The sequence below is a fragment of the Flavobacterium sp. NG2 genome (genome assembly GCF_034119845.1).
Classification (GTDB): Bacteria; Bacteroidota; Bacteroidia; order Flavobacteriales; family Flavobacteriaceae; genus Flavobacterium.
Genome location: NZ_CP139420.1, coordinates 2,015,744 through 2,041,939, shown reverse-complemented (window position 1 = coordinate 2,041,939; position 26,196 = coordinate 2,015,744). Strand labels below are relative to the sequence as shown.

Sequence of the window (26,196 nt, the reverse complement as noted above, 5' to 3'; positions counted from 1 at the left end):
AAATTACGCATTGGAACACAGCGCTGTCAGCCAACAGGCTGGCTCAACAAATAAAGCGGATTTTCACAGGAACAAGAGCAATGAAAGAAATACTTTTACCCTCAAAATAAAAAGAAACCGAATTATCTGGTTTACTTTTTTACGCAAAAAACCCTGCTAGAGTTTTAAACTCTAGTAGGGTTAGTACATTATTTTCTAGTTAAAACTACAACTTTTTTTTTCGTTGTAGTTTTGTGGTATTTATCAATTTTTGTGGATACGAGTTGGTAAACAAGCCTGCTCCATCGGGGTTAGAATAACATTCTCTACCTATATAAAACAAAAAAGTTGTAGCTTTTTACGACTACAACTTTTTGTTTAAAATGTTTGCTCACTGTTGTGGGCATAGGTAAATACATGCGCTAACGACCGATTACAAACTTGCGCGATCAGGTTCTAACAATAATAATTTTCATTATAAAATATAATAAAAACGCCAAAATTATTAGCCATAGAATTCTTTTATTTTTTTTAATTTCTTCTTCTTCTAAAGTTAAGTTCTCTATGTAAGATCGTTTAATTAGCAAAAAAATAAGAAACATTAAAGGAATCATAAATACTAACACATAAATCAATATCCCAAGAGTCCTTTGTTTTTCGTATGGTAGAATCAAATTACCAAATTTTAAAACTAAAATAATACTTGGTATAATTGACATTAACATAAGAAAATTCACGTAAGCATGAGGTTTACTTTCAATGCCTGATATTCCTTTGGATGAAAGCAATGCTCTTTTGTAAACAATATAACAGATATATCTATAAAAACTTTTTATCATAATTTGTTTTAATTAAGGTTCAAGAACAGACCGCAATCCCTGTCCAACATTGCAATCAACTGATCGGTCAATTAGATTAGCTAAATTTTCTAATATATAAGAAGTTGCCCCCGCTGCCGCAAGAATCCTTTCTTGTGGCTTGTTGTTATTACTAATCAAAATGTTAAAACTATTTAACCGTAGCATAATAAGAAAAATCTTTTATATTTAAACTTTAAACATTTTTTTTTACTACTCTTTAATAAACTTGGATACTATAGTTGAATCTCCAAAAGCTTTTAAAATATAGCCCCCTCTTTCGATTCCTTTGAGATTGATTTGACCTGTAGAGTTGTCAATTTTATAGCTTGCGATTTGCTGACCCGATATAGAATAAATTACCAAATGAGTAAACCTACCTCCCTCTTTTAAATCATAATTCAAAACATCCTTTGCTGGATTTGGATAAAATATTATACTTTTTTCAGTGATTTTATTTACTGATAAATTAGATTCTTTATAAACTTCTACTTCTGCCAATGATAAAGGATTTGTGTTGTTTAACTGGATTTTTACAATTTGTCCCCTCACTCCCCCAACATTAATGGATGTAGTTAAATTCGGGGCTTCAGCAAAGGTTTCCGAATATACTGGAACTCCACTTGCGTTATAGATACTAAGAGTGTAATTAGATAATCTAGTGTAATTAGAGCCCAGTCTATTAAAAAGCTTAATTGTGCCTATAGTTGTTTCATAACCTAAATCAACTTGCCACCATGGATTTACTTCTGTTAAAGTATGTGTTACAGAACCATTACCAAAAGTACCATCCGTATTCCCATCAATCGCTCGGCTGGCAACTGCTCCAAAATCTGTCGATGACTGAGTAGCTGTCCCTATTAGAGCAAGATTAAAATTTGTCCCATCGACAACTGTTAGCATACAGCTACTAACAAAACCACCATCCTCTATAGTAGCCGATATGATTGCGTTACCCACAGCCAGCCCTTTTACTAAACCGTTTGAATCAACACTAGCAATAGTAGGTGCACTACTGCTCCAAATTATATTTTTATTAACTGCATTTGTCGGACTTACTTCCGCGCTAAGCGTTAAAGTTTCATCTTTAATTAAATAAGCATTGTTTTTTGAAATAGCAACCCCAGAAACTTGAATAGCATTAGAGTCCAAAACATTTAGATTTACTGTTCTACTAGTTCCGCCTGAAGCATCGCTTGCTTGCAATTTAAATTCGTAACTCGAATTTGTAGTCTCAGTGGGTGTACCACTTAATTCCCAAACCCCATCGGCTATCTTGGAAATTGATAACCAAGAAGGAAAATTATCTAAAGCAATAAGCGTCATGGCATCTCCTTCTGGATCCCAAAAATCAATACCTTCTCTTAATTTGTGTGAATAAGACTGTCCTGTAAAAGCCTTAGGTAAAATTGTATGCGCTCTTGCCCAGTTGGGTGCTCCTGGATTTTCGTTTGCTGCCAAATAATTGTCCATTCCTTCTAATAAAACATACACCCAATCATAAATAGCTGTTACATCTCTATTATAGGAACCACCCCATGTCATAGAACCACCTGCTTTCATCGCCTCTAGATTCCACTGATTAAAATCATCTTGTTCCCATGCTTGGGTGGCACCATATTTCCATGCCGCTGTGGATAACTTCGAATGAAAATTCCCCACTATTTTATCGTCCCAAGTCCAATTTCCTCCCGAATGTACTGCCCCATCAGTTGCCGTCATGCGACTAATATAATTGTAATTATTAGCAAATTGACCACCTGTTTTACTAGCGTGATCGTTATTTCCTCCAAAAGCGTGACCAAAGGTAAAATCATCAAATCGAGTAGGAATTGCATAAGGAAATGCATTATAATTTACGGTACTTCTACCATTATTAAAAGCTACAGGTATTTCAGGATTACCTGCATGTACCGCATTGGCAAAAGCTTGGTAAATCCTTTGCTCCTCAAATAGACCACTTTTTGCATTATCGCCATTGCTTTCCATCGTATTACCTGAATCAAAAATCCAGGAATCAAAATACTTACCATAACGCAATGCGTAGTCTTTAAGAAAATATTCAGCATAACAAAACATGTATTTTCGCAATGGATAAGTAGCTGTTGCATCTTCGTACTGTTGGGTAGTGGCATTCCATATACCAGTATGATAAGGCTGGCTATTGATAAAAGCCTGAATCTCGGGATTTATATCGCAATAGGCTATCCAACTATCAACAAACGGTTGAAGTGAAGCTTCATTTGTTCCCACAAAATTTTCTGAATTTGTATAGGCTTTCACATTAAATCCAGCTGCTTTAATTTTTAAAATATCGGTCAACATTTTATCATTTTGAGGAGTATCTGAATTTAAATTGCCCCAGGCTGGTGCTACGGCATCTCCTCCTGCGAGCATATCAAACAATTTATGAGGCGCATAATGTTGTGCAGATAGTACAGCTCCATTTGTAAAACTAACTCCAATACGATCTAGTGTTTTAAGATTCTTTATCCTATCATCTAATAAATCAACATCTATCTCAGAATTCCAAGTTCCTTTCAAATGCGCGGCACGTTCACCCGCAGCATATCTTTTTTCTAACGTAATAGATTGAATAGATTTTCCGCCTCCATTATCATCTTGTCCATAAATGGCAACCTGATAACTTTTAGTCAAATCGAATCCATTTACTAAAACTCCTGATGCCTCATAAACATCGTTAATACGATACGACCAATAGCCTCCAATACCAATCTCAATAGTAACTTTAGTAGTTGCCCCTGTTGCAAATTGAGCTCGTGAACCTGACTGATCTAAGGTAAGCCGTGACGTTCCGTTTGTAAAATTTAATCCTCTGGCTGTTATATCGTCATCGGTAGTAAGGTTGACTCCAATACTATAAACTGATGTCTCCGTTTTAAATGGATTGAAACCTGAATAAGTAGCTAAATCAGTCTCATCGCTAATAAGACCAAATGAAAAATTATGTGCAGCAGTTTCATCAATGGATCCCGTGGTATATTCAATTGTCAACTTAAATCCATCGTTCGATTGATAAGCAGCAGCAGAATAAAGCATAGCACGCCGACTATATACTGTACCTCCGTTATTATAAATAAAATCACCACTTGAAACGTCCTTAGTCCAAGTTGCAGCTCCCTCTATTGATTTCACTAAAAAGGGCGCAGATTCATCAAAGTAAACCTGAGAGTAACCTAAATTACTATGTAAAAAGAAGCTACAAGCCAGTAGTATTTGAAATAGTAAAATTGGATTAATTTTCCTTGGTAGTTTTTTAATCATATTTCATTTTTATTTGATTGTTAAGCGTAACTGATTTTCAGTGATTTATAAATACTAAACAGTAATCAATCATTACAAATATGTATTAAATTACCCAAAAACATTTACTCATATCGTGTAATTTTAATGCTGTATTCAATCAAAAAAACTATAAATAAATACATCAATAACTCTTAATCAAATATTTAATTAAATTTAAAAGCAACGGAGGTTTTGCTCAATTTTTGAAGTATAAAAATTTTAAAAAAAACAACCGAAATTGAAAACCAAAATTGGTTGTTTACCATTTTAAGAACAGTGTCCTTATATAAAAAAACACTTTTTATAAAACTAAAAACTTTTTAATCTATACATCTTTGTGAGAATATTACTTCGCTATATCTTCAGCATAAATATTTATATCTCTGTCATTTTGTTGGGATTTACCAGGTGTACTTCTACCAGCGTCCACATAAGACTGTAATAACTTTGTAAGTTCTTTAACTTTTTCAGGGTATTTCGCCTGAAGATTATGTTGTTCCTCTAAATCTGTTGATAAGTTAAATAACTGGACAGCTGGCATGCCGGCAGGCGTTTTTCCTGCTCTTGGATAACTCCACCCACCTGAGCCTGGACATAATGCTAGTTTCCAGTCTCCTTTTCTAATTGCAAAAGATCCGTTTATGGAATGATGAACAATGACTTCCCTATCATGGATAGATGGATCTTTTAGTGTTGGAAGAAAAGAAACCCCATCTACACCCGACGCTTCATCCAATGGTCTGCCTATAATCTCAGAACAAGTACTAATAAAGTCTGTCAAACAAGTAAGTCTATCTGTTTGCGTACCCGCTTTAACAACTGATGGCCAACGAACTATAAAAGGTACACGATGACCGCCTTCATAAATATCTGCTTTATGCCCTCTTAAGTTACCGTTTGGAAAATGTCCTTTTTCTATAAGGTTCGGAATTTTTGCTGATGGTGAACATCCATTGTCAGTTGAGAAAATTACAAGAGTATTTTCGTTCAAACCATGTTTATCAAGTGCTTTAAGAACTTCTCCAACTACCCAATCCGTTTCCATTAGGAAATCGCCGTAATTACCAATTGAAGACTTTCCCTGAAATTTTTCACTGGGAACAATGGGAGTATGAGGTGATGTTAATGGTAAATACAAAAAGAACGGTTTGTCTTTTTGAGCTCTTTCATCAATATACGCTACTGATTTTTCGGCAAAATCACGCAAACAATCTACCGCTTCAAAATCGGTTGTAGCTGCCCCTTTTCTTGGAAATGCCTTTGTTACGGTTGGAATATTAGTGGCATACTCATTTTCAATGTAAACATAAGGTGGCATATCCAAAGAAGCGGTTATTCCAAAAAAATAATCAAATCCATTACTGGTAGGTGTTATAGCAGGCTTGCTGTAGTCTATATTCCATCCATTTCCCACTTGTCCCTCTTTATTTTTATAATCAGTAATTGACTGCCAACCAATACCTAAGTGCCATTTACCAATACAAGCCGTATGATAACCAGCATCTTTTAAAAAACTCGCTACTGTAACTTCATCTTTCTTAATTAAAGGTGCTTCTGTTGGGGTACTAAAAACATGATTAGCAAGTCTGGTTCGCCAATTATAGCGACCTGTTAACACTGAATAACGTGAAGGGGTACAAACTGAAGAAGACGTATGTGCATCTTTAAATTGCATCCCTTCTTTTACCAAACGATCTAAATTTGGCGTTGAAGCTTTTCCATTATTACTAGAAATATCACCTATTCCCATATCATCAGCAAAAATGAAGATGATATTTGGGGTATTTTGAGCATGCATTTTTGAAGCACCTACACAAGTAACTAATAAAAAGCAATAAAGACTTTTTAAATATATATTCATACTATTGTTTTTTATCTTCAACATTTTTTGATTTTATTTTTTAATTAAATGATTTTTTTTACTATTTAAGATTGTAATTATGTGTCACTGATGGCAAAATGAATTGTAAAAAATCTGTCAACAAAATAGCCCTCGCGTTATTTATACTGCTTATGAACAATTATTTATGTCATTCCTTATTCTTCAATTTGCTTAGAACACCGGTTTTTCAAGCGTTATTTTTAAAACTATATCTACAACATTAATATCATCATTTTGAATTGTAAAAGTCGCAATGTTAGCTTTCTGCTTACAATCAACTTTCTTTCCATTGGCTAAATAAGTTGCTGATGCTACTTTAACTGGTAAATTAGGAAGCGAAATCACACCCGTTTTCGGGAGTTCGAGAACATGTAAATACAAAATGTTCCCTTTTTTATTACTAGAAATATCACCCCATTCTGGTCGTGCATCAAAAGGATTTGGACGAGTATCCAGTATCGACTCACTGTTTAATTTCATCCAATCACCAATTACGCCATACAACCGAATCGCTTCTGGGTCTAAAGCTCCATTGCCCATGGGACCGTTGTTCAATAAATAATTTCCACCGGTACAAACGGTATGTACCAAACGGCTAATCATTTCCTTTTCCGTATGATAATATACATTCCCTTTGGTTTTATATCCAAAAGACGAACTTACACAGTCAGGGGATTCAATATATAGCGGCAACTTTTTAGTAGGAACTTCTTTGTCACCAATGGATACATAGTCGAATAAAGGTAAATTCTCAGCTTCTATTCGGCTTTTCCCATTGTGAATGATTCTCGAATTGATAAGACAATTGGGTCTGTATTTCCGAACCATATCTGAAAATAATTTGGCCCGTTCAAAAATCATTTGAGCTGGAGTATCAAACCAAATTAAGTCAATATCATAATTCTTAACCAATTCTTCCACCTGCGGAAGGCTTTTCTCCCTGATATAATTATCAAAATCAGGTTTGAAATCTTTTGGCAGTTCAGGATGCAAATCAAAAATAGTAGCTTTATTGTTCAACAGTGGTGCATTAGGGTTATCCCAATCCTGAGCATGCGAATAATAAACGCCAAATTTTAATCCGTTGCGATGACAGGCTTCACTTAATTCCTTAACCACATCACGTTTGAAAGGAGTCGCATCGACAATATTATACTTACTCACATTCGATTTAAACATGGCAAAACCCTCGTGGTGTTTAGAAGTCAACACTACATAACGCATTCCTGCATTTTTAAACACCTTAACCCATTCTTCCGCATTAAACTCAGACGGATTAAATCGAGAAGCTACCTCATGGTATTCATTAGCTGGAATTTTAGCCGAAACCTGAATCCATTCGCTATACCGATGCTCTGAACCACGTCCTTTGTACTCCCCTTCCAAGGCTGAATAGACCCCAAAATGGATGAAAGCACCGAATTTAGCGTCTTTATACCAATCGTTCAATCGTGTTTCGGAATCAGGTGTTTGTTTTAAATTTTCTGGAAAGCGATATTCAAAACTAACATCTCTTTTTCCTTCTTGTTGCTGATTTTTATCCTTATGCTGAGCCTGTATTGCACTTACTGAAATTAACAAAAAATATAATAGTACTTTTTTCATTGAATTGATTTTTTTATTGTTTTTACAAAAAATTATTTAGCAATCAACTGAATGTCATCCCAAAAACAAGTTCCATTAAAATCAGATGAAGTCAAACATCGCAACTGTACTTTTGAGGCATCACCGCTATTAAAAACTCCTTTAAACTCAACCCATTCACCCGCTTTTGCCGTGGCATCCAATTCAAACTTCGCGTTGGTGTCAAAAGTTCCATTAGTATCAAAAATGGCTTTGCCAATGGTTCCCGCTTCTACTTTAATTTTGACACTCAATTCATAGTTGGTGTTAGGCTTGATTGTTACATTTTGCGTTATTTCTTTCTCGCTTTTGTTACTTTTATATCGCAGTGCATAATAACCATTTGCTGAAGAATCTAAGATTTGCTCATAAGACTTAGCCGATTTAGTCAACCAAAACTTCAATTGCTTTTGCGTCGCTAATTCAAAAGAAGGATTTTTAACCAAATTGGTTACTGCTATTTTCGTAATTTTCATCGAATGAATTGCAGTATTGCATCCAATGGCCTTCAGATCGATACGGTCTTCGTTAAATGACCAAGATTTCCCTTTAAAATTATCTTTTTCAAAACATTCGACATAATACCCTTCTGGAATTTAAACAGAAGCTATTTCATTTGGTACAATTCCCTGCTTTTTTAAATCGGCCTCTTTATAATTCCCTGCATCCAAAGTTCCCATCATCTCATTAAAATTGATGTCTTTATGAAAGGTAGGTAATGTAACTCCTAAAGTTTGCTTGATCATTTGGATGCTACCATCTTCATTAAAATAAACAGGATCAAAACAAATGGAACGATTAGGCCCTATCCCTCCAGATAGATTTCCGTTATGATAAAACAAATACCATTGACCTTTGTACTCCACAATTGAACCATGAGTCGTAATTACATCAGTGCTTCCTAAAAACACGCCCTTTGGTTCCCAAGGTCCCAGTGGATTATCACTCATAGCGTAACGCATTTTATTAAACTTCGGAAAATCATCTGGATACATTAAGTAATATTTCCCTTTACGTTTAAAAACAAACGGTCCTTCTCGAAGACCTTCAAGACCCGTTTGCAATGTCATTTTGCCATCTACTTCCATCAAATTATCTTTGAGTTTGGCAGCATAGGTTTTAGCATCCTTGACCGCATATAAATACGCTTGACCATTCTCATCTATAAAAACACAAGGGTCACAAAAAGCATTTCCTCCTTTGATATAGCCTTGAACTTTAAAGTCCGACGCAGGATTTTTACTGGTAGCAACTCCAATTTCCCATACTTCGTCCTTATTTTTGTGTGGAAAAAAGAAATAGTACAGACCGTTTCTATAGGCACAATCAGGTGCCCACATAAAACCACCTCCTTCACGCCCCCACTCTACTTGGCTGGAATGCAAAATTTCACCATGATCTTTCCACGTAATCATATCATCCGTAGAAAAAACATGATAACCGTCCATGGTTTTATAGCCACTCGCGGGCGCATTATCCGTAGAAGGATAGACATACAATCGACCATCCTGCCACACATGTGCCGATGGATCAGCCGTAAACATATGACTTACAATAGGATTCGAGCGTCTAGGTTGGGCTTTAATAAGGAGGAATGGTGCTACAATTAAAATGGTTAAAAACAGCTTTATCTTCATTTTTTCTTCTTTTTATTTTACTTATTATTATTCGTAACATATTTATTCCAAAAGGAAGGAATGTCATTTGCTTCATTATCCAGCTTGAATATATACCAGTTTTCGACACAATCCGAAAAGTCGATACCGCCCGCAGCGATCCATTTGTTTGTCCAAGAACCTTCCCATTCCTCACAAACTTCATCCGCCAAAGTCCATATTTTTCGGGTTGCTGCATTTGGGTTCTTTTCTGATTTTGCGAGTTCTAGCCATTGGGAATCCTCCGTACGATAGCCTGGAGTACTATTATCAGCCGTATTTCCATCATCTATTTTGACATAAACCGTATTCGATTTTAACCATGCTAATTTAGTTGGAGTCGTGTTCTTTTCATTGTAAACACTGTGTTGGACGATAATTACATTCTTCTGAATAGTCGCTAAAGCCATACTTTCTATTATTACAGCTTGTAATACATCATACGTAAAGTTCGATTGTCCCGCTTCTTGCACAAATACTTTGCCTCCTGATTTCAAAACCTTAAGAACTTTAGTTTTAGCTCGATTAACTGATTCCTTCCAATTGGCATCAGCATTTGTCCAATTGACATTTTCTTTTCCAAATATATGGTTGTAATAGTCAGGAATACCAGCGGTAATAAAAGTATGTTTTTGATCTCCATAAGCACCTATTACTGCAAAATAATTGACTTTGGCAAAATCAGGATGTTTTAGCATGCACGCCAGAGCAGCAGTAGCCATCACGTCATCTTCATCTGGTTTAAGGTCAAAATTGGCCAGTAACAAATCGGTTTTCTTATTAAACGTTTGAGAAATGACTTCTGAAAAGCTTAAAAAAGAAACAAGAATACTAATTGTTAATAAACTTATTTTCATTTGTTTATTTTATTTTTATTGCCCTTAGCAATGATTAATTGCGTTATTTTATAAAGTCATTTTAATTTCCATTTCTTTCTGTTCCCGAACTACTTTAAACTTAACCAAACCCGATTTTATTCCGTTCATCAGCTTTATGAATTGGTTTTCATTTGCCACTTTTCTTCCGTTTACACTCAAAATAAGATCTTCTTCCATAAAACCTATTTGGGCTGCTTGGGAATTTTTAGGTACTTTTTTTAATGCCACTCCACCATCTTCTTTGGCCACTCCATAAGCTGAAAATTCCATCCCTGACAAGCTACTGATACTAGCTCCCATCCATGTTTTCTCTTCTACCTTTTTTTTCGACTTATTCTTTTTCTTCAATTCCTCTGAGACACCTAAGGCAGGTATAATAGGTGTTTTTGCTATCTTTTTAAGACTGGCTTTTTTTACTCCAAATTGATCCATTGGAAAGTTTTTAAAACCTATTTTAAATGCTGGAGATCCTTCTTTTACCCTAAAATCTCCATTAGCTGGATCGATAAACTGAGGATCGGCTACGATGGAATGTTCGTCCCAACCGAATAATTGTGTTAACTCGGCATCAAATAATAAATTACTATCCACTCGCTTCCCAGTAATATTTTGCTTAGGAACATTGACACCTTGATATTTAAACATAAAAATATTTGAAAACACCTCATCTTCACTTTGGTTATACCAAACATGCGGATGAAAAGTATTGTTTACTGTGATATTATTCCAAGCACGTCTTCGATAGCCCTCACGGAGTTTTAAACCTCCTGATAACATTAAATTATTATAAATATCATAGTTCGTCGAGCCATCATCTAAATCAATATCCCAACCATGGTCACAACGCCAACGACTATTACGAATTACCGTTGTTTTGATAGCATCAGCAAAAGGTAATTTTGGATATTTATTGATGTCAAAATTTTTAAGACGCCAATATCTGTCGCGTCCCCAAGAATTAAAAGAACCATGGTCGTGTGTTTCTAATACGGTATTAAACACATCACAACGCTCTATTAAATGGCCTCCAAAAGCACCATCACCAACATTAATTCCGGAACGAGCACAGTCGTAAATCGAACAATCTCTAACGGTAATTTCCATAGCCATTTCAATTTGAACACCCGCTGGTTGGCGTTCCACCGTTCCAATATCATGAATCAAACAGTCTTCTACAACTCCCAAAGCGGGATAATTTTCCGTTTTAGGTCCAGGAGTGGTATCAATTTTTGAAACATCATTGGTTTCTCCATATTCAAACAAAGGATTACGCAAAGCATTGGGATCCCCTACAAAACACACACCACTGGCTCCTGAATGGTGAATGTGATTCCCTTTTATCAAGGTTCGACGATTATACTTATTCACAAAAATGGCGTTTCCACCTACTTGATCGAATTCACAATCTACAATGTGGATATCTTCGGTACCTGTCAACATAAATGCCCCGCCTCTAAAAATAGCCCAATCCGAACGCACCATTGGTTCCTTAGTCTCCATAAAAGTTCTGGCGGCATGTTTTATAACAAAACCTTGTAATCCAATATGCTTTACAGGATTCGCTATGGAACCTTGAAAATCTATCAGTTGTTTTAATCGCACTACTTCAACTTGAGCAGTATTTAAATCGGTATTTTTTTCAGGCTTGTAGTATAAGGTTTGTGTCTTTTCATCATGAAACCACTCTCCTTCTGCATCTAATTCTTCAAAAATATTTTCAACCATACGAAATTCTGGATGCATGCCTAACTGGCGATTGTTTTGCCAACCCCCTTCATAAAGGACTTCTCCTTTGGCATCTTTTCCTGTAATTCTATAATGATATCCTCCCCAACGTTTGGAATGCATCGCATGGATGTACCCTCCTTTAGGATTTTTCCAACCAGCAGCTCTCTCTTTAGAAAAAGCATTAGCTGCGTAGCCTTGATAAGCATCTGTTTTTTTACTAGCATCATAGTTAGGATAACGAGCCATCCGTTGGTTTAATCCATCAATAAATACTTGGTCAATAATCACTCCCTTTGGCGTTTGCGCCTGAAAAATTCCGTCGCGATAGGCTTTCCAACTGAGCTTAAGCTTGGTACCACCGCTCAAAATCGCTTTACCTTCATTTTGGGCCCGATAGGTAATGGGGTGCGCTTTAGAGCCATTATCCTTTGAAGTAAAAACAACCGTTTCTGGGAGATAATAGGCGCCATCAGCAAAATAAACCATAACGGTTTCCTTACCAGCATAAGTGCGTGCTTTGTTTTGAGCGGCTGCAAATGATGCCAAAGGCTTATTTTTACTTCCTATATTAGAATCTGAACCCTTCGTGCTAACATAAATTTCCTGTGTTTGAGCCGTTGCAATTAGAGTTCCGAAAAGGAATAATAAACATTTAAAAGTTTTTTTCATGAAAATAAAATGATTTGATTTATGTTATTAGTTTTGTAATAAACTCAATTAAAATACTTTATCCGAGTCGTATGTTTAGTTAATGTTAGTCTCCTATTTACGGCAACAACCAAATTGTGGTAGCTCCCTCTTTACTCTCTCTTCCATCGGAACGTACTGCTGTGACCTTGAATGTCATTTGACTCGTTTGTTTTAAATCGGAAGCTTTGTAAACAAAACTAGTCTCTTTCACTTTTGAAGCTAGTTGTTCATAGTCTGCTGCGTTACCCACGGCACGATAAACATTGTAAGCAACGGCATCTTTACTTTCGCTCCAAGAAAGCTGAATTTGATTTTCTGCCAAATTACTTTCCATTTTTAATTTTGAGGGTGCCATCACAGGAACATATTCAGGAATGGCATTAATTACATACGTTTGCCCAGCTACGGTTTTGATACTGATATGGTCACTATCCTTAGCTTTAAAATCAACTTTCTTACCTTCGGCTGTTTTAATTATCGCATTAGCAACATTGGGGTACCTAAATGCTAAAGTTCCTCCTGATTTAGACAATACTTCAAACGAATCAGCCTGCCCCTTGGACCACTTTGCCGAAACTTCAAAATTACCACGTGCCAAGAGTCCGCTATAGCTTCCTTCTGCCCACTCTTTTGGCATAGCGGATAATGGTGCTACTACATAGTCTTGACTTTGTAAAAGCATCTCAGCTACACCTGCGGTGGCACCATAATTCGCATCCGCTTGGAACAACGGGTCGCCACGATGATCGTTGAACAAGTTGTGCATGTAGTTTTCTCCCAATAATTCTTTGTAGAAGGAATAAGCCTCTTCTCCATCGTGTACTCGTGCCCACATGGCAATGCGCTCCGCACGCGCCCATCCAATATTGGTTTTATGATCTCGTTTTAACAAACTCACTTTGGCAGCATCGAGCCAAGCTGGTGTATTGTCATTTATCAATTGCCCTGGATATAAGCCTAACAACATAGAAGCATGACGGTGGTTGGGATCCCCCATGTCGTCAAAATAATTCTCTTGTCGGAATTCTTTAATCTGTCCTGATTTTCCAATCTGAATAGGATCTAAAAGCGGTAATTGTTTTTTATAGGTTGCTAATCTGCTATCGGATCTCTTTAATATTTCAGCTGCCTTTACCGTATTATGATGATTCTCATAAAACATCTGTTGGTCAAAAGTAGTACCCACCGTGTTTCGGATTTTTTGTTCTGGACTTGAAGAAGGATTGGCTAATAACACGCCATTGGTATTTGTTACGAATCGAGACACAAAATTAGCCTGCTCATAAAGTACTGGATATACCTTATCTGCTAACAACGACTCATTACGAGTGAAATCGTAATAATCCCAAAATAGCAGTCCAATCCAAGAACCAGTACCAAAACCAGCAACTGGCGATTTGCCAGGAACCGTGTAAGGACTGCTCCAGAATGGTCCTGACCAACCATTATCTCCTTTAGAATCTAGTTGTGTTTTGTTATATTGCTTAATGTATTCCGTGGCGTACAAACGTTGTCTAGGTTCAAAGGTTTTAAAATAATCGACATACGACTCAAATAACTCTGGCAAATTAGCCGAGAAGACAGGTGCATAAGCCATTTGTACATTGGTATCGTGCAAATATTGAGACGACCAAGGAGCTTTCTCATATACATTCCAAATCCCTTGTAAATGTGGTGGAAGCGTCCCTTTTCTGGAAGAGCAAATAAGCATATAACGTCCATACTGAAACGCAAGTTCTTCCAGATATTTACTTGATTTACCTGTAGGATACCCATCAACCAAATCATTGGTAGGCATTGTAGGTTCAGCTGCACCCAGGTCAAAATTTACACGGTTATAAAGCTTCGTATAATCAGCCAAATGATTGGCCAACAATTTCTCATACGGCTTAACCGAAGCCACTTTTAAATAATTTGATACCTTATCATGAGGATCAGGAAAACCGGCTAACTTTTTAGCGGGATCTTCGGTCAAAAAAACTTGAGAATCGAGCTTATAATTAGTTCCAATGGCTATCAAAATGACAGCACTGTTTGCATCAGCAACCGTAATCGTTCCGCTATTTGTTGCTTTCATAGTACCTCCTTGCGGAATGACTTTGAATTGCCCTTCAAACTTTATCTTGTAATAATTCATCATTCCTGAAAGCGTAATGATATCTCCCTTAGCCGAAACAGTGCCTGATTTTCCAACTCCTAAAAAAGGAATCTTAGGGCGAAGTGTAAACGATACTTTTCCTTTTTTAGATGCACTTAAACGAATCGCCATTACTTTATCGGGATAACTGGTAAAGTATTCTCTTGAATATTTCACACCCTCTTCCTCATATTCCACATACGAAACACCTTTATTTAGGTTTAGTTCTTGTTTGTATGCTTTGGTGTTCTTATGATTGAAATCGATATAAACCTCCGCAAAATTGTTCAGACCTCTACGTTTAAGTCCATTATCTTCTCCCCAGTCGTATAGACTATTCTCTGTAATTTGGATTCGTTCGGTGGTGATACCTCCAAAAATATTAACTCCCATATAACCATTTCCCATTGGGATTGAACGATTTACCCAGCCTTTATCATTATCTGGTGTAGGTTTGTCGTACCAAAGACGTAAGGTTTTTGTTGCTCTATCAGTGTTCGTTACATCTTGAGCAACGACAAAAAAAGTGGCATTAAAAATCATCACCATTAGCAAGTGATGCACAAAAGAAATAAGTCTGTATTTTATAATCATTGTATATATTTTACTTTTAAGTTAGTTTATTATTATTTCCATGAAATTTTAGCTTCTCTTGTTTCTGTATTTACCCAAACACTAGCATGTTCAAATTCACGAGTAAACTCCCAAGCATCAGGTTTAATTCTTTTATAGGCTCCTTTTGGCGCTCCCAAAGGCTTTTGCAAGTCAGGATAATCTACCAAAGGCCCTGTATTCAATTTCCATCCCCAACTGTACATAAAATACGAATACGGTTCTGCTCCAATTAAATAACAGGCCTGGGCAAACTCTAACTTTTCTTTGGACAGCTCAGGCATATTCGGTTTGATGTTCCCTCTTCCTGCTCCATCAACACCCAAACGGAAAACGGATATTTTTCCTTCTTTCGCATTTTTTAGCATATCTCCCCACTCCTTAAGCAAACTTTCTTTAGTAAATCGAGTCTCTGAATAGTTTTCAAACATTACAGCATCACAATCAGGATACACAAATCTCGCGTCTTCATTATTAGCGTTATTGCCCAATAGTATTTTTTCTGCGCCTAACTTCTCTTTAAGTGCTTTCATCATTTGCCCCATCGCAATTTCAATTTCGGGTTTGTCATTTCGACGAAACTTACTATTTCCATGCATTTGATCGATAAAGACCCCATCACAACCTGATTCTCTTACTCCTTTGGCAACCGTTTCCACCCACCAGTCACGGAATTCAGGATTTAATAAATCATAACAATAAGCGCCAAAGTGTTCTGCTAACTTTCCTGTTTTTGCATTAGTAATCAAAAACTTTTTTAGTTCAGGGTGTTTACTTAAGCCTTTCTCAGAAAAATCTTTGGTGTACGATGTATAGGTCCAAGCATAGGCAGCGTTAAAATAAAACAGCACTTTAATATTCGGATTTGCTTTTTTAAACGCTTTAGCTTCTGCTTTAGCCCCTAATTCAGCAGCTCCTAATTGTCCTTTTGCATGTGATTTTTCGATACAAATAAAATCAGTGCGAGGTGCAATAAATGCAACTTCGTCAGGTGTTAGCAAACGCCTCAAATCTTGAAACATAAAATACTGCGGCGTTGTTTCCCAACTAAATTTTGGATAAAAATCTTTGGCCACAAATGTACTTCCATCACTATTTTTATATAATGTTTGTGAAACAGCAGCGTTAAATCCTGTGAAAATCACACAGAATAATAGCGTTATCAGAACTTTTTTTTTTTTCATTTTTGTTATTGTTATGGGTGTTTTCCATTTTAATATCCTTTTATCACTTTGCGTACCTTTTTCATGATTTCAATGCACTCAGGATTAAAAAAAGGATGTTCCGTTGTTACATCTGGAGTCATGGCTAAATTGATGGTTATTAGCATTTTGGCTTTGGCTGCATTTTTAAAAATCTCGATATATTGTTCAGCCGAAAATTTTGGTTTGGCTGTAAAAACGCCATTTCCTGTTCTACTTGACCAGCCGTCCATATAAAACCAGCTGACAGGATGTTGTCCTTCTAATTGTCCGCCTTTTTCAAACAAAAAATCAGGTTGGATTTCTGGTATTCTACCTGATCCATCTGATACTACAAGGTCACTAAAAGGGGTTAAATTTGGAAATATATTTTGGCTAAAGCCAATAGGAGCGTGTGGATTTCCCGCTTTGATGGCTTTCGCCAATTGCTCCCAAGGTGCATCATATTGGTACACTTTCCAACCACAATCATCAACATAACCCGCTACGGTAGCCAAATCTGTATACTTTAGTTTCAGGCGAAATAAATTCACCCAAAGCTTTTATTTTAATGTATTGAAACTCAAAACCAGAACATATACAAATATGCAACCACAACAAACAAAAAAGCATGCTCACGTCATGCTTTTTTATTGCTGAATTCAATCAGATTGATTAGAGAAACAAGATTCTCTTATTTTAAAGGGATTTTGTGAGCCTTTTGCTCAAATCGTTCATTATTTTTTTATGAACTCTGAAGGAGAAACACCGTGAATTTTTTTGAATGCCGAAGAGAAATAAGACTTTGATTCAATCCCTATTTCGTACATTATTTCAGCTGCTGTTAATTTTTTGTTTTCTGATAATAATTCCGCAGCCTTTTGAATACGGAAATTTCTAAGATAGACATTGGGAGCTTGTCCTGTGAGTTCTTTTAATTTTCTATAAAAATGAGACGTACTCATACAAATCTCTGCCGCTAATTCTTCGACTCCAAATGCAGAATTGGACATGTTTTTTTCTATCGCTATATTTATTTTTTCCAAAAAATGTTGGTCTTTAACCGAGCTTATTAAAGATTCTTTTGGTAAGAAACTATTTCTGGAATAATATTCTAAAACTCGTTGTTTATTTTCTAATAATTTTTTTACTCTAACCTCAAGATACTTGATTGAAAAAGGTTTTACAATATAATCATCAGCACCCAATTCTAGGCCTTCAATTTTTTTGACATCATCACCAATAGCAGTCAATAAAATAATCGGAATATGACAAAATTCTAAATTGGATTTAATTTCTTCGCATAATTCATATCCATTTAATTTAGGCATCATAACATCACTGATTACTAAATGAGGAGGATTTTCATTTAATTTTTTCAATCCATCTTCACCATCAACAGCCAGCACCACATTATAATCGTTTTTAAAGGCTTCAAACAAAAACGAGCGAATATCTTGTTCGTCATCAACTACTAATATTGTAGGGCGTGATTTATCTAATAACTGATTTTGATGATCTGGAATCTCATCTAACTCGATAGGCAACCAATCAGTAGCAATTTTAAGATACTTATTCATGTCATCCTCTCTAACATACTCCCCTTTATCCGTGATTGGTAGGGTGATTCTAAAAACGGTTTTTTTATCAGGATCACTGGTCACCGTTATGGTTCCTTCCATCAAATCAGTCAAGGATTTACAAAGCGCCAAACCAATTCCTGTTCCATTCCAATCATTTTTTTCATCAACACCACGGTAAAAACGGTCGAATATTTTTTCGATTTTGTCTGGTGGAATACCTAAACTAGTATTGGTCACTTGGATAAAAAGAGATTCTTCAGCACTCGCTTGATTCTTTATAAATCCAGCTTCAATACTTACTTCTCTATTGGAATCAGAATATTTAACCGCATTTGAAAATAAATTCAGAATGATTCTCTCTGTTTTATCAATATCTAAAGAAATAACTTTGTTGGGTTCATCAACTTTATAGTAAAAATTAAGAAGTGTTTTTTGCCCATACTCTTCAAAAGATTCAATTAAAGGATAAATAAAATCACCTAATGTTGTTTTTGAATAATTTAATTCAAGGTTTCCAGTCTCTGCTTTTCGATAAGAAATCAATTGATCTATTAATCGTTGAAGTCTAGAAATATTATTATTAATTATAGAAAAATACTTTTGATTCTCTAATGATTCATTTTTCTCCGCAATTTTTTCTAGTGGTCCAATAATCAATGAAAGCGGAGTTTTAAAATCATGAGATATATTAGTAAAAAATCGCAATCTGGCTTGATTCATTTCCTGAACTCTTGATTTATCTAATTGTTCAAACTTAAGCTCTTGATTTAATTTTTCTAATTGCACTAAATATTTAAAAACGGCATATATTGCACATCCGATTAATAATAACCAGAGGGTTACGCTCCACCATCTTAAATACCAAGGAGCTAAAACCTTTATTGTAAAATCTTCAATATTGGCAGTCCAAACACCATCACCATTTGTTCCTTTATATAGAAACTTATACGTTCCTGGACTTAAATTAGTATAGGTCGCTGTTGTTTTCCCTCCATCAACTTCAATCCAATCTTTATTGACACCTTCTAACTTATAAGCGATTCTATTTTTATTGGGAGTTGCGCTATGCTGTACTATAATATCTAATGATATATTCCTATTATTATGTCCAATTACTAGCTTTTTGGTATCTGAAATGGACTGTTCAAGAATGACATCATTATCAATTTTTTTTCCTGCAACAACGGGCTGGTTATTTATTTTTAACCTAGATATCAGCACTTTGGGAGCAAAACCATTCTTTTTTATTTGTTTTGGGTCAAAAATGGTTAAACCATCAACTCCTCCCATAAGTATGGTTCCGTTTTTAGTTTTTAGAAAAGCCGACTGTCTAAAATTATTACTTAAGATTCCATTGTTAACATCATAAAAATTAAACGTTTCTTTAGCAGGGTTAAAACAGCAAATTCCCATATCCGTACTCAACCACAACTGTCCTTGACTATCTTCTAAGATACCGTATACCGCCTCATCTCGAAGTCCATCTTCTCTATGATAACTTTTTAAAACTTGAGGTTCACCAAAAGAATTTAAATCAATTTTCATTAGCCCTCCCCCAAAAGTTCCTAACCATACTTTTTTATTAGGACTTACATGAATTGAAAAAATATGATTGTGACTTAATTTCAATTGATTGTTTTTTGAACTAGTGGTGAGATGATTTTTCATTATCCACTGTCCTTTTCTGTTTATGATTCTAAAAAGTCCATTAGTAGTAGCAAACCAATAATTCCCTAAACTATCCTTTACAAAATCATTAATCTGACTGTCTTTGATTAAATTATATAAACTACCATTAACTTCAACTGGTAAATTGTTTAAAATAGCAGCCCAAGGATTATTTAACAATAAAACATGTGCTCCTCCTAATATGATTTGATTGGAATCAATTTGTTGAATCACTCTGTTAAACACATTATCAACCGTTTTCCCATTCACTGTTAGGCGTACAGGAACTAATTTATTTGACGCTTCGTCAAATAAATAAAGTCCTTCATTAGTACTAATCCACCAATACCCCTTCAAATCTTGAAAAAGACGTAAAACCCATTGGTTTTTTAGTTTACTCAACTCATTTTGAAGTCTATCAAAACGTATTTGATTGCCCGAATTAAGGTTTAGCTTTTCTTGTGTTCTACAAATACTACTTTCAAAGAACGAAAACCAAATCCTTCCTTTGTTATCTTCTGTAATATCAGTAATCAAATTGCTTGATAGCGATTGATTATCATAGGGATTATGTGCAAAATTTTGAAAGGGTTTTTGATTTTTATCAAATTTATTTAGCCCCCCTTGTGCTGTCCCAATCCAAATTACTCCAAAAGCATCTTCATAAAAACAATTTACCCTGTTACTGGTTAACCCATTTTTATATTTAGAGTCGTATCTAAAAGCAGCAAAAATCTCTTTTTTAGTATCGTATTTAAAAACTCCGTTTTGTTTAGTTCCTATCCATAAATTTTTATCTTTATCGAAATATAACGATATGATTTCGCATTTTCTGTTCCCATTTTCCTGGTTAGTATCTAAGTATTTTGCTAAAGTTATTAACTTATTATTTTCATAAAAAGTTTGATATAATCCTGCAGTAGTCCCTATCCATATAGAATTACCTGCCTTTTTAATTTTTTTTATTTTAGAACTATCTAGATCAAATTTTAATTCTGAAACCTTAACTGAATAATTTGCTTTATCATTAAAAGTTACTTTATAAATTTTAAATGCAGTCGCTACTAATAATTCTGTGCTTGAAAGAAATTCTATGTCTGCAATTGGACTTCCTTTGAATACTATACCTAAATTAATTTCAGCCAGTTTATCAATATCCTCTAAATTATCTGAACCTGAATCGTAAATAGTAAGACCAGAGTCATTACCAACCCAAATGCGTTTTTGACGATCTTCTTTTATAAAAGTTTCTTTTTTTATTGTGTTTTTTACAAACACAAAGTGCTCTTTATCTGTCAAATACACACATAACCCTTCTTTTGTACCTATCCATAATCGTCCACTAGAATCATTTAAAAGATGTGAAACGTAATTATTGGGTAAAGATGCTTTATCTTTATGATTATGGTAATAATAATCAAATGAATATCCATCATACTTAACCAAACCATTGGGAGTGGCTATCCATAAATATCCTTTAGAATCCGAAACAATACTGCTAATAGTGTTTTGATAAAAGCCCTGAATACTATTAAATGACTCTACACGTTGATTACTCTGAAAGAAGTTTTTTTCTTGAGCATCACAAAGACTTATAACAAAAAAAAGGAATAGATAAATTAGTTTTGATTTCATATTCAAAATTATATAAATAAATTACAACCTAAGAGTAAACTATTATAAAACCTATTAAAAGTGAAGTAATTTTGTGTGAAAGGCAGACCAAACTTACATAATTAATTATGTTATAAAAAAAATATTTTAATAAGATTTCTAAATAAACCTATTCTACTTAAATACTCCCGCAATCAATCTAGTTACTTAAATTATACAGTTAAAATAAAATTATTCTACTATCAGAACGTTGTAAAAATTATGATATACATTTTCAGTAAATTATGCATTTATTAAAATCTTAATATCGTTATCACATATCTATAATAATATTGAATCATTTTCTAAAAATAGATAATCTTTATCAAAGTCAATTTTTTACAAGAAAAACACCATACATATTATATATTACTATCCTTATCAATACAAAAAGTTGTTAAAAACTTTACATAAAAAAGTTTTGAAGGTTTTGAGCAACATTATGAGCGATTTGAGGAATACATATTGACGTATAGTTAAATACTTTTGGAATATATAATTCCTAACACAAACTATTCAAAAACTAAAAATGAAATACAATTTAAAACTGCTTTTTTTACTTAGCATTATTTTTACCAATACTAATCAGGCACAAATCAAAAAACTAACCAACAGTCGTCCTAACATTATTTTTGTAATGACCGATGACCAAGGAATGGGCGACTTATCTTGTATGGGAAACAAAGTTGTTAATACCCCTAACATAGATAAATTCTACACTAAATCCACCCGATTTACTGAATACCATGTAAGTCCTACCTGTGCGCCAACACGTGCTGCCATCATGAGCGGACGCCATGAATTTAGAGTAGGTGTGACACATACTATTTTAGAACGGGAGAGAATGGCTTTGGATATTTTTACATTGCCTCAAGCCTTGCAATCAGCAAAATACAAAACAGGAATCTTTGGAAAATGGCATTTAGGAGATGCAGACGAATACCTTCCTCAAAACCGTGGATTTGACGAAGTTTTAATACACGGCTCTGGCGGTATTGGGCAAGTAACTTTAGGTGATTTCCCTCCTAATAAAGATAATGTGTATTTTGACAATGTTTTATTACACAACCAAACCATTGTACAAACCAAAGGTTTTTGTACCGATGTTTTCTTCAATGCAGCACTGGAATGGACTAAAAAACAAATTGATGCTAAGAAATCCTATTTCACCTATATAGCTTTAAATGCTCCGCATGCACCATTGGTGGCACCAGAAGCTTATAAAAAACGCTTTTTAGAATTAGGTTATGATGAAAGTACGGCTGGTAGGTACGGCATGATTGAAAATATCGATGATAATTTTGGGGTATTGATGCAAAAATTAATCGAATGGAAAGCCCTTGACAATACCTTGGTGATTTTTACCACGGATAACGGAGCAACGCACCTATCAGGTACGTTAAATGGTAAAAAAGTGAGTCACTACAATGCCGGTCTAAAAGGAGGTAAAAATTCTCCTTATGAAGGCGGAAATCACGTCCCTTTCTTTTGGTATTGGAAAGGAAAGCTATCAGAAGGTGTAGATATTAATCAACTAACAGCACAAATTGATATTTACCAAACCTTTGTGGACTTAACTGGTGCGCAGTTGCCTAAAAAAATGCAACCGCTTGAAGGACGCTCATTACTACCTTTATTAGAAAACCCTAAAACAAAATGGGATGACCGATTGCTTTTTACCCACTGTGGTCGTTGGGATTCAGGTAAAATTGACGAAGCTAAATACGATAAATTTGCTGTTCGAAATCAAAAATGGAGATTTGTAAACAATGACGAATTATACGATATCGAGAACGATCCAGGTGAAACAAAAAACCTATTTAAATTACATCCTGAGGTTGTCGCTACATTTAAAACACCTTACAGCAATTGGTGGGACGAATCTATACCGTTGATGGTTAATGAAAACCGTTCTAAGATTAAAGAACACCCATTGCATGTTCGTTATAACAAACAATTAGCTGAAAAAGGAATCCCTGAGTGGAATCCGATAACATTTTCTAGTCCTAAGAAATAAAAACAAGCCTAAAATTGCAAGAAATTTTTCGAACTTTCACAAAGAGGTGCTAACTTTAATTTAGATTAAAATCTAAATTATTATCAGCAAAAATCTGCTAAATCTGCGTGCAATATTTTTTCACGCAGATTTCCGCAGATTTTTAAAAGAATTAGATAGAATTAAAAGATTGAAAGGATTAATCTGTGTAAATTCTTTTAATCTGTGGCTAAAATTTTAAAACCACCTTTAAATTAATATAAAAATAACTCAATATTCCATGGAAAAGTCAATTAAAAAAGAAGGCGATTTTCTTAATGACCTCAACTTTCTTAACGAGTATACAGATGTTATCGTTTTAAAACAAGGAAATAGTGCTGTAGCCATTGCCCCTAAATACCAAGCCCGTTTGATGACCAGTACAACTGATTATGATAATGGAACTAGTTTTGGGTGGATTAACCGAAAAGTGATTGAAAAAGGCTTTTTGACAGAAGAAGAGAAAAAAGGAAAAATTGAATCTCAGATTTATATTTTCGGTGGTGAAGAGCGATTTTGGCTCGGGCCAGAAGGAGGACAATATTCCATCTTTTTTAAACCCGAAGATACTTTTGAATTTTCAAACTGGAAGACTCCAGCCGTTATTGATACCGATGCTTTTGAACTAATCTCAAAAACAGAAACCAGTGCGCAATTTAAACACAGTTGCCAATTAACTAATAAAAGTGGAACGGTTTTCCAAATGGGCATCAGCAGAGGCATTAGCATTTTAGAAAAAACAGAAATCGAATCGATTATCAATTCTACTATCGACAAAAAAGTAGAATTTGTAGCCTATCAAACCGACAATCAAATTACTAATATTGGAAATACCCCTTGGGTAGCCGAAACAGGTTTGCCTTCGATTTGGATGTTAGGCATGTACAAACCATCCCCTGACACAACAGTTGTCATCCCGTTTAAAGAAGGTAATGAGGCTGATTTTGGACTAAAAGTAAATGATACTTATTTCGGAAAAGTACCTGCTAATTATTTAAAAGTCGAAGAAGATGTTTTGTTTCTAAAAGGAGACGGAACCCACCGCGCTAAAATAGGAATCAATCCAAAACGTTCCAAAGGAATTGCGGGTAGTTATGACGCTCAAGGAAAAGTTTTGACTTTATTGACGTACAACATACAAGAAGCACCAAATGGCTATGTTAATTCGGCTTGGGAATACCAAGAAGAACCCTATGCTGGTGATGTCATTAATGCTTATAATGATGGTTCGCCAGAACCAGGAGCACCACCTTTAGGACCTTTTTATGAATTAGAATCTTCGTCTCCTGCTGCGGCTTTAAAACCTAACGAAACCATGCAACACATCCAAACTACCTTCCATTTTAAAGGAGAAGAATCTTTACTGGATGCGATTGCACAGGAAACTTTAGGCGTTGGTTTAGATAAAATTAAAAAAAGTTTTATCAGATAAAAAACTTCAACGTATCATAAAAAACCTCTTGTGTCGCGATACACTACACAAGAGGTTTTTCCTAAATTCCTTTTAATTAATTCCCTTTCTTAAGGCGTTCAAGTTGTTTTTTACTCAAACCTTGTCTAAAATATTCTTCAGGAGTATGAAGCACGCGATGTTCCTTCATTTCGGGATCATGAAGGTCTTGACTTAGGTCGCAATCAAAACGTACCAACATCGAATTGAATTTATCATAGCCAGAAACATTGATAAAATGAGCCAATCCCCAAGTGATTCCTCGACCATCTTTGGTATCTGTAAATGCATCAGCGATATAAGGAGCTGCTGCATACGGCATCAATTCCGTAATGGATGCAATTTCAAAATTAACGCCGTCTTTGGCATACTGAATTGTATTGTGTTCGTTTCCGTCTTTATAAACTAAAGCAGCGATTCCTGTTTTAAAAGGAAAAAGAGAGGTTTCGTGTCCCGATGTGATTACAGGATTTAATTTATTTTTTGTAAAAGGGCCCAAAGGATTATCAGCTGTTGCTAGTCCTTGCATTCGAACTAGATTTGGTTTTTCATCAAAATCGGATTTGTAATACAAATAAATTTTGCCGTTGTAAACCAATGGATAGGGGTCGTGGATGGAAAATTGATCCCATTCACCCTTGGCACCATTTGGGATAACTATTTTATTGTAAGGCTTCCAAGGACCGTCAGGAGAATCAGCATAAGAAACTAGAACTGGACAATCGTCACCACGAGTTCCACTTGCTTCCATAAAGCCTTGATAATACATATAATATTTTCCTTTCCACTCTAAAATATCAGCTGTGGTAACGGATCTCCAACCCAATTGTGGTTTTGGGGGACGCGGAATAGCGACACCTTGTTCTTCCCATGTAAAACCGTCTTTGCTGGTGGCATACCATATTTCTGCTAAATCCCAGTCGGCAGAGGGAATCGTATCATTACTTTTTTGAGCACCTTGTGGTGGTGTAGGCGTATGGCGATAGGTGTACCACACATAGTATTTACCATTGGTAAAAATAATTTTAGATGGGTCACGACGAGAAATTGTTCCGTCATGATTATTGTAATCAAAACCTTTTAGTTTGGTGTACTTGAATTGTGAAAAGAGTTCATTGTCTTCAGGTCTGGGTGCAGCATATTTTGTATAAATACGTTCCATAGCGGCACTCATTTCACGTTTGGGTTTCTCTTTTGGTAAAATAAATGGAAAGCCTCCTTGTTTTTGAGATTGAGAATTTACATTATGATTGCTTGCCATTAAGAGCATACCTCCTAA

Annotated in this window: 14 protein-coding genes; 2 read left to right on the top strand and 12 right to left on the bottom strand. The window is 35.2% G+C overall.

Annotated features, from left to right (window positions below):
• Positions 1-1,049: 1,049 nt before the first annotated feature.
• The 11 genes from SLW70_RS08625 to SLW70_RS08575 form a co-directional block, all read right to left on the bottom strand.
• Entirely contained in the window at positions 1,050-4,121 is a 3,072-nt protein-coding gene (locus SLW70_RS08625; RefSeq protein ID WP_320891705.1) for an Ig-like domain-containing protein, read from the bottom strand.
• Positions 4,122-4,488: 367 nt separating this feature from the next.
• The gene (locus SLW70_RS08620; protein ID WP_320891704.1) at positions 4,489-6,003 is read right to left on the bottom strand and encodes an arylsulfatase; all 1,515 of its coding nucleotides are present in this window, start codon (positions 6,001-6,003) and stop codon (positions 4,489-4,491) included.
• Positions 6,004-6,195: 192 nt separating this feature from the next.
• Positions 6,196-7,629, bottom strand: coding sequence for an alpha-L-fucosidase (locus tag SLW70_RS08615; RefSeq protein WP_320891703.1), 1,434 nt, complete (start codon positions 7,627-7,629; stop codon positions 6,196-6,198).
• Positions 7,630-7,661: 32 nt separating this feature from the next.
• On the bottom strand, positions 7,662-8,123 hold the full coding sequence (locus SLW70_RS08610; RefSeq protein WP_320891702.1) for a carbohydrate binding domain-containing protein: 462 nt from the start codon (positions 8,121-8,123) through the stop codon (positions 7,662-7,664).
• A gap of 120 nt (positions 8,124-8,243) precedes the next feature.
• A complete protein-coding gene (locus SLW70_RS08605) occupies positions 8,244-9,284 on the bottom strand; it encodes a family 43 glycosylhydrolase (protein ID WP_320891701.1) in 1,041 nt (346 codons plus the stop codon).
• A gap of 17 nt (positions 9,285-9,301) precedes the next feature.
• Entirely contained in the window at positions 9,302-10,159 is an 858-nt protein-coding gene (locus SLW70_RS08600) for a hypothetical protein (protein ID WP_320891700.1), read from the bottom strand.
• A 48-nt stretch (positions 10,160-10,207) separates the two neighbouring features.
• Positions 10,208-12,577 carry a right-handed parallel beta-helix repeat-containing protein gene (locus tag SLW70_RS08595; RefSeq protein ID WP_320891699.1) on the bottom strand — a complete coding sequence of 790 codons (2,370 nt, stop codon included), beginning with the start codon at positions 12,575-12,577 and terminating at the stop codon, positions 10,208-10,210.
• A 97-nt stretch (positions 12,578-12,674) separates the two neighbouring features.
• On the bottom strand, positions 12,675-15,329 hold the full coding sequence (locus tag SLW70_RS08590; RefSeq protein ID WP_320891698.1) for a glycosyl hydrolase family 95 catalytic domain-containing protein: 2,655 nt from the start codon (positions 15,327-15,329) through the stop codon (positions 12,675-12,677).
• A 32-nt stretch (positions 15,330-15,361) separates the two neighbouring features.
• Positions 15,362-16,531: a putative glycoside hydrolase gene (locus SLW70_RS08585; RefSeq protein WP_320891697.1), complete on the bottom strand. Its 1,170-nt coding sequence runs from the start codon at positions 16,529-16,531 to the stop codon at positions 15,362-15,364.
• Between the two features lie 29 nt (positions 16,532-16,560).
• Positions 16,561-17,082, bottom strand: a complete 522-nt coding sequence (locus SLW70_RS08580) for a hypothetical protein (RefSeq protein WP_320891696.1) — start codon at positions 17,080-17,082, stop codon at positions 16,561-16,563.
• Between the two features lie 183 nt (positions 17,083-17,265).
• Positions 17,266-21,414, bottom strand: coding sequence for a two-component regulator propeller domain-containing protein (locus SLW70_RS08575; RefSeq protein WP_320891695.1), 4,149 nt, complete (start codon positions 21,412-21,414; stop codon positions 17,266-17,268).
• A 547-nt stretch (positions 21,415-21,961) separates the two neighbouring features.
• Here SLW70_RS08575 and SLW70_RS08570 point away from each other — a divergent pair.
• Complete coding sequence (locus tag SLW70_RS08570; RefSeq protein ID WP_320891694.1) at positions 21,962-23,449, top strand: arylsulfatase; 1,488 nt, start codon at positions 21,962-21,964, stop codon at positions 23,447-23,449.
• Positions 23,450-23,708: 259 nt separating this feature from the next.
• The gene (locus SLW70_RS08565) at positions 23,709-24,899 is read left to right on the top strand and encodes a DUF6786 family protein (protein ID WP_320891693.1); all 1,191 of its coding nucleotides are present in this window, start codon (positions 23,709-23,711) and stop codon (positions 24,897-24,899) included.
• A gap of 76 nt (positions 24,900-24,975) precedes the next feature.
• On the opposite strand, the gene SLW70_RS08560 is transcribed toward SLW70_RS08565, so the two are convergent.
• Positions 24,976-26,187 (bottom strand): glycoside hydrolase family 117 protein, encoded by a 1,212-nt coding sequence (locus SLW70_RS08560; RefSeq protein ID WP_414458250.1) that lies wholly within the window; start codon positions 26,185-26,187, stop codon positions 24,976-24,978.
• Positions 26,188-26,196 lie beyond the last annotated feature (9 nt).

Excerpts from the sequence above, each read along its gene's own strand:
- SLW70_RS08625 (WP_320891705.1), bottom strand. The coding sequence starts at position 4,121 with ATGATTAAAAAACTACCAAGGAAAATTAATCCAATTTTACTATTTCAA.
- SLW70_RS08620 (WP_320891704.1), bottom strand. The coding sequence starts at position 6,003 with ATGAATATATATTTAAAAAGTCTTTATTGCTTTTTATTAGTTACTTGT.
- SLW70_RS08615 (WP_320891703.1), bottom strand. The coding sequence starts at position 7,629 with ATGAAAAAAGTACTATTATATTTTTTGTTAATTTCAGTAAGTGCAATA.
- SLW70_RS08610 (WP_320891702.1), bottom strand. The coding sequence starts at position 8,123 with ATGAAAATTACGAAAATAGCAGTAACCAATTTGGTTAAAAATCCTTCT.
- SLW70_RS08605 (WP_320891701.1), bottom strand. The coding sequence starts at position 9,284 with ATGAAGATAAAGCTGTTTTTAACCATTTTAATTGTAGCACCATTCCTC.
- SLW70_RS08600 (WP_320891700.1), bottom strand. The coding sequence starts at position 10,159 with ATGAAAATAAGTTTATTAACAATTAGTATTCTTGTTTCTTTTTTAAGC.
- SLW70_RS08595 (WP_320891699.1), bottom strand. The coding sequence starts at position 12,577 with ATGAAAAAAACTTTTAAATGTTTATTATTCCTTTTCGGAACTCTAATT.
- SLW70_RS08590 (WP_320891698.1), bottom strand. The coding sequence starts at position 15,329 with ATGATTATAAAATACAGACTTATTTCTTTTGTGCATCACTTGCTAATG.
- SLW70_RS08585 (WP_320891697.1), bottom strand. The coding sequence starts at position 16,531 with ATGAAAAAAAAAAAAGTTCTGATAACGCTATTATTCTGTGTGATTTTC.
- SLW70_RS08575 (WP_320891695.1), bottom strand. The coding sequence starts at position 21,414 with ATGAAATCAAAACTAATTTATCTATTCCTTTTTTTTGTTATAAGTCTT.
- SLW70_RS08570 (WP_320891694.1), top strand. The coding sequence starts at position 21,962 with ATGAAATACAATTTAAAACTGCTTTTTTTACTTAGCATTATTTTTACC.
- SLW70_RS08565 (WP_320891693.1), top strand. The coding sequence starts at position 23,709 with ATGGAAAAGTCAATTAAAAAAGAAGGCGATTTTCTTAATGACCTCAAC.
- SLW70_RS08560 (WP_414458250.1), bottom strand. The coding sequence starts at position 26,187 with ATGCTCTTAATGGCAAGCAATCATAATGTAAATTCTCAATCTCAAAAA.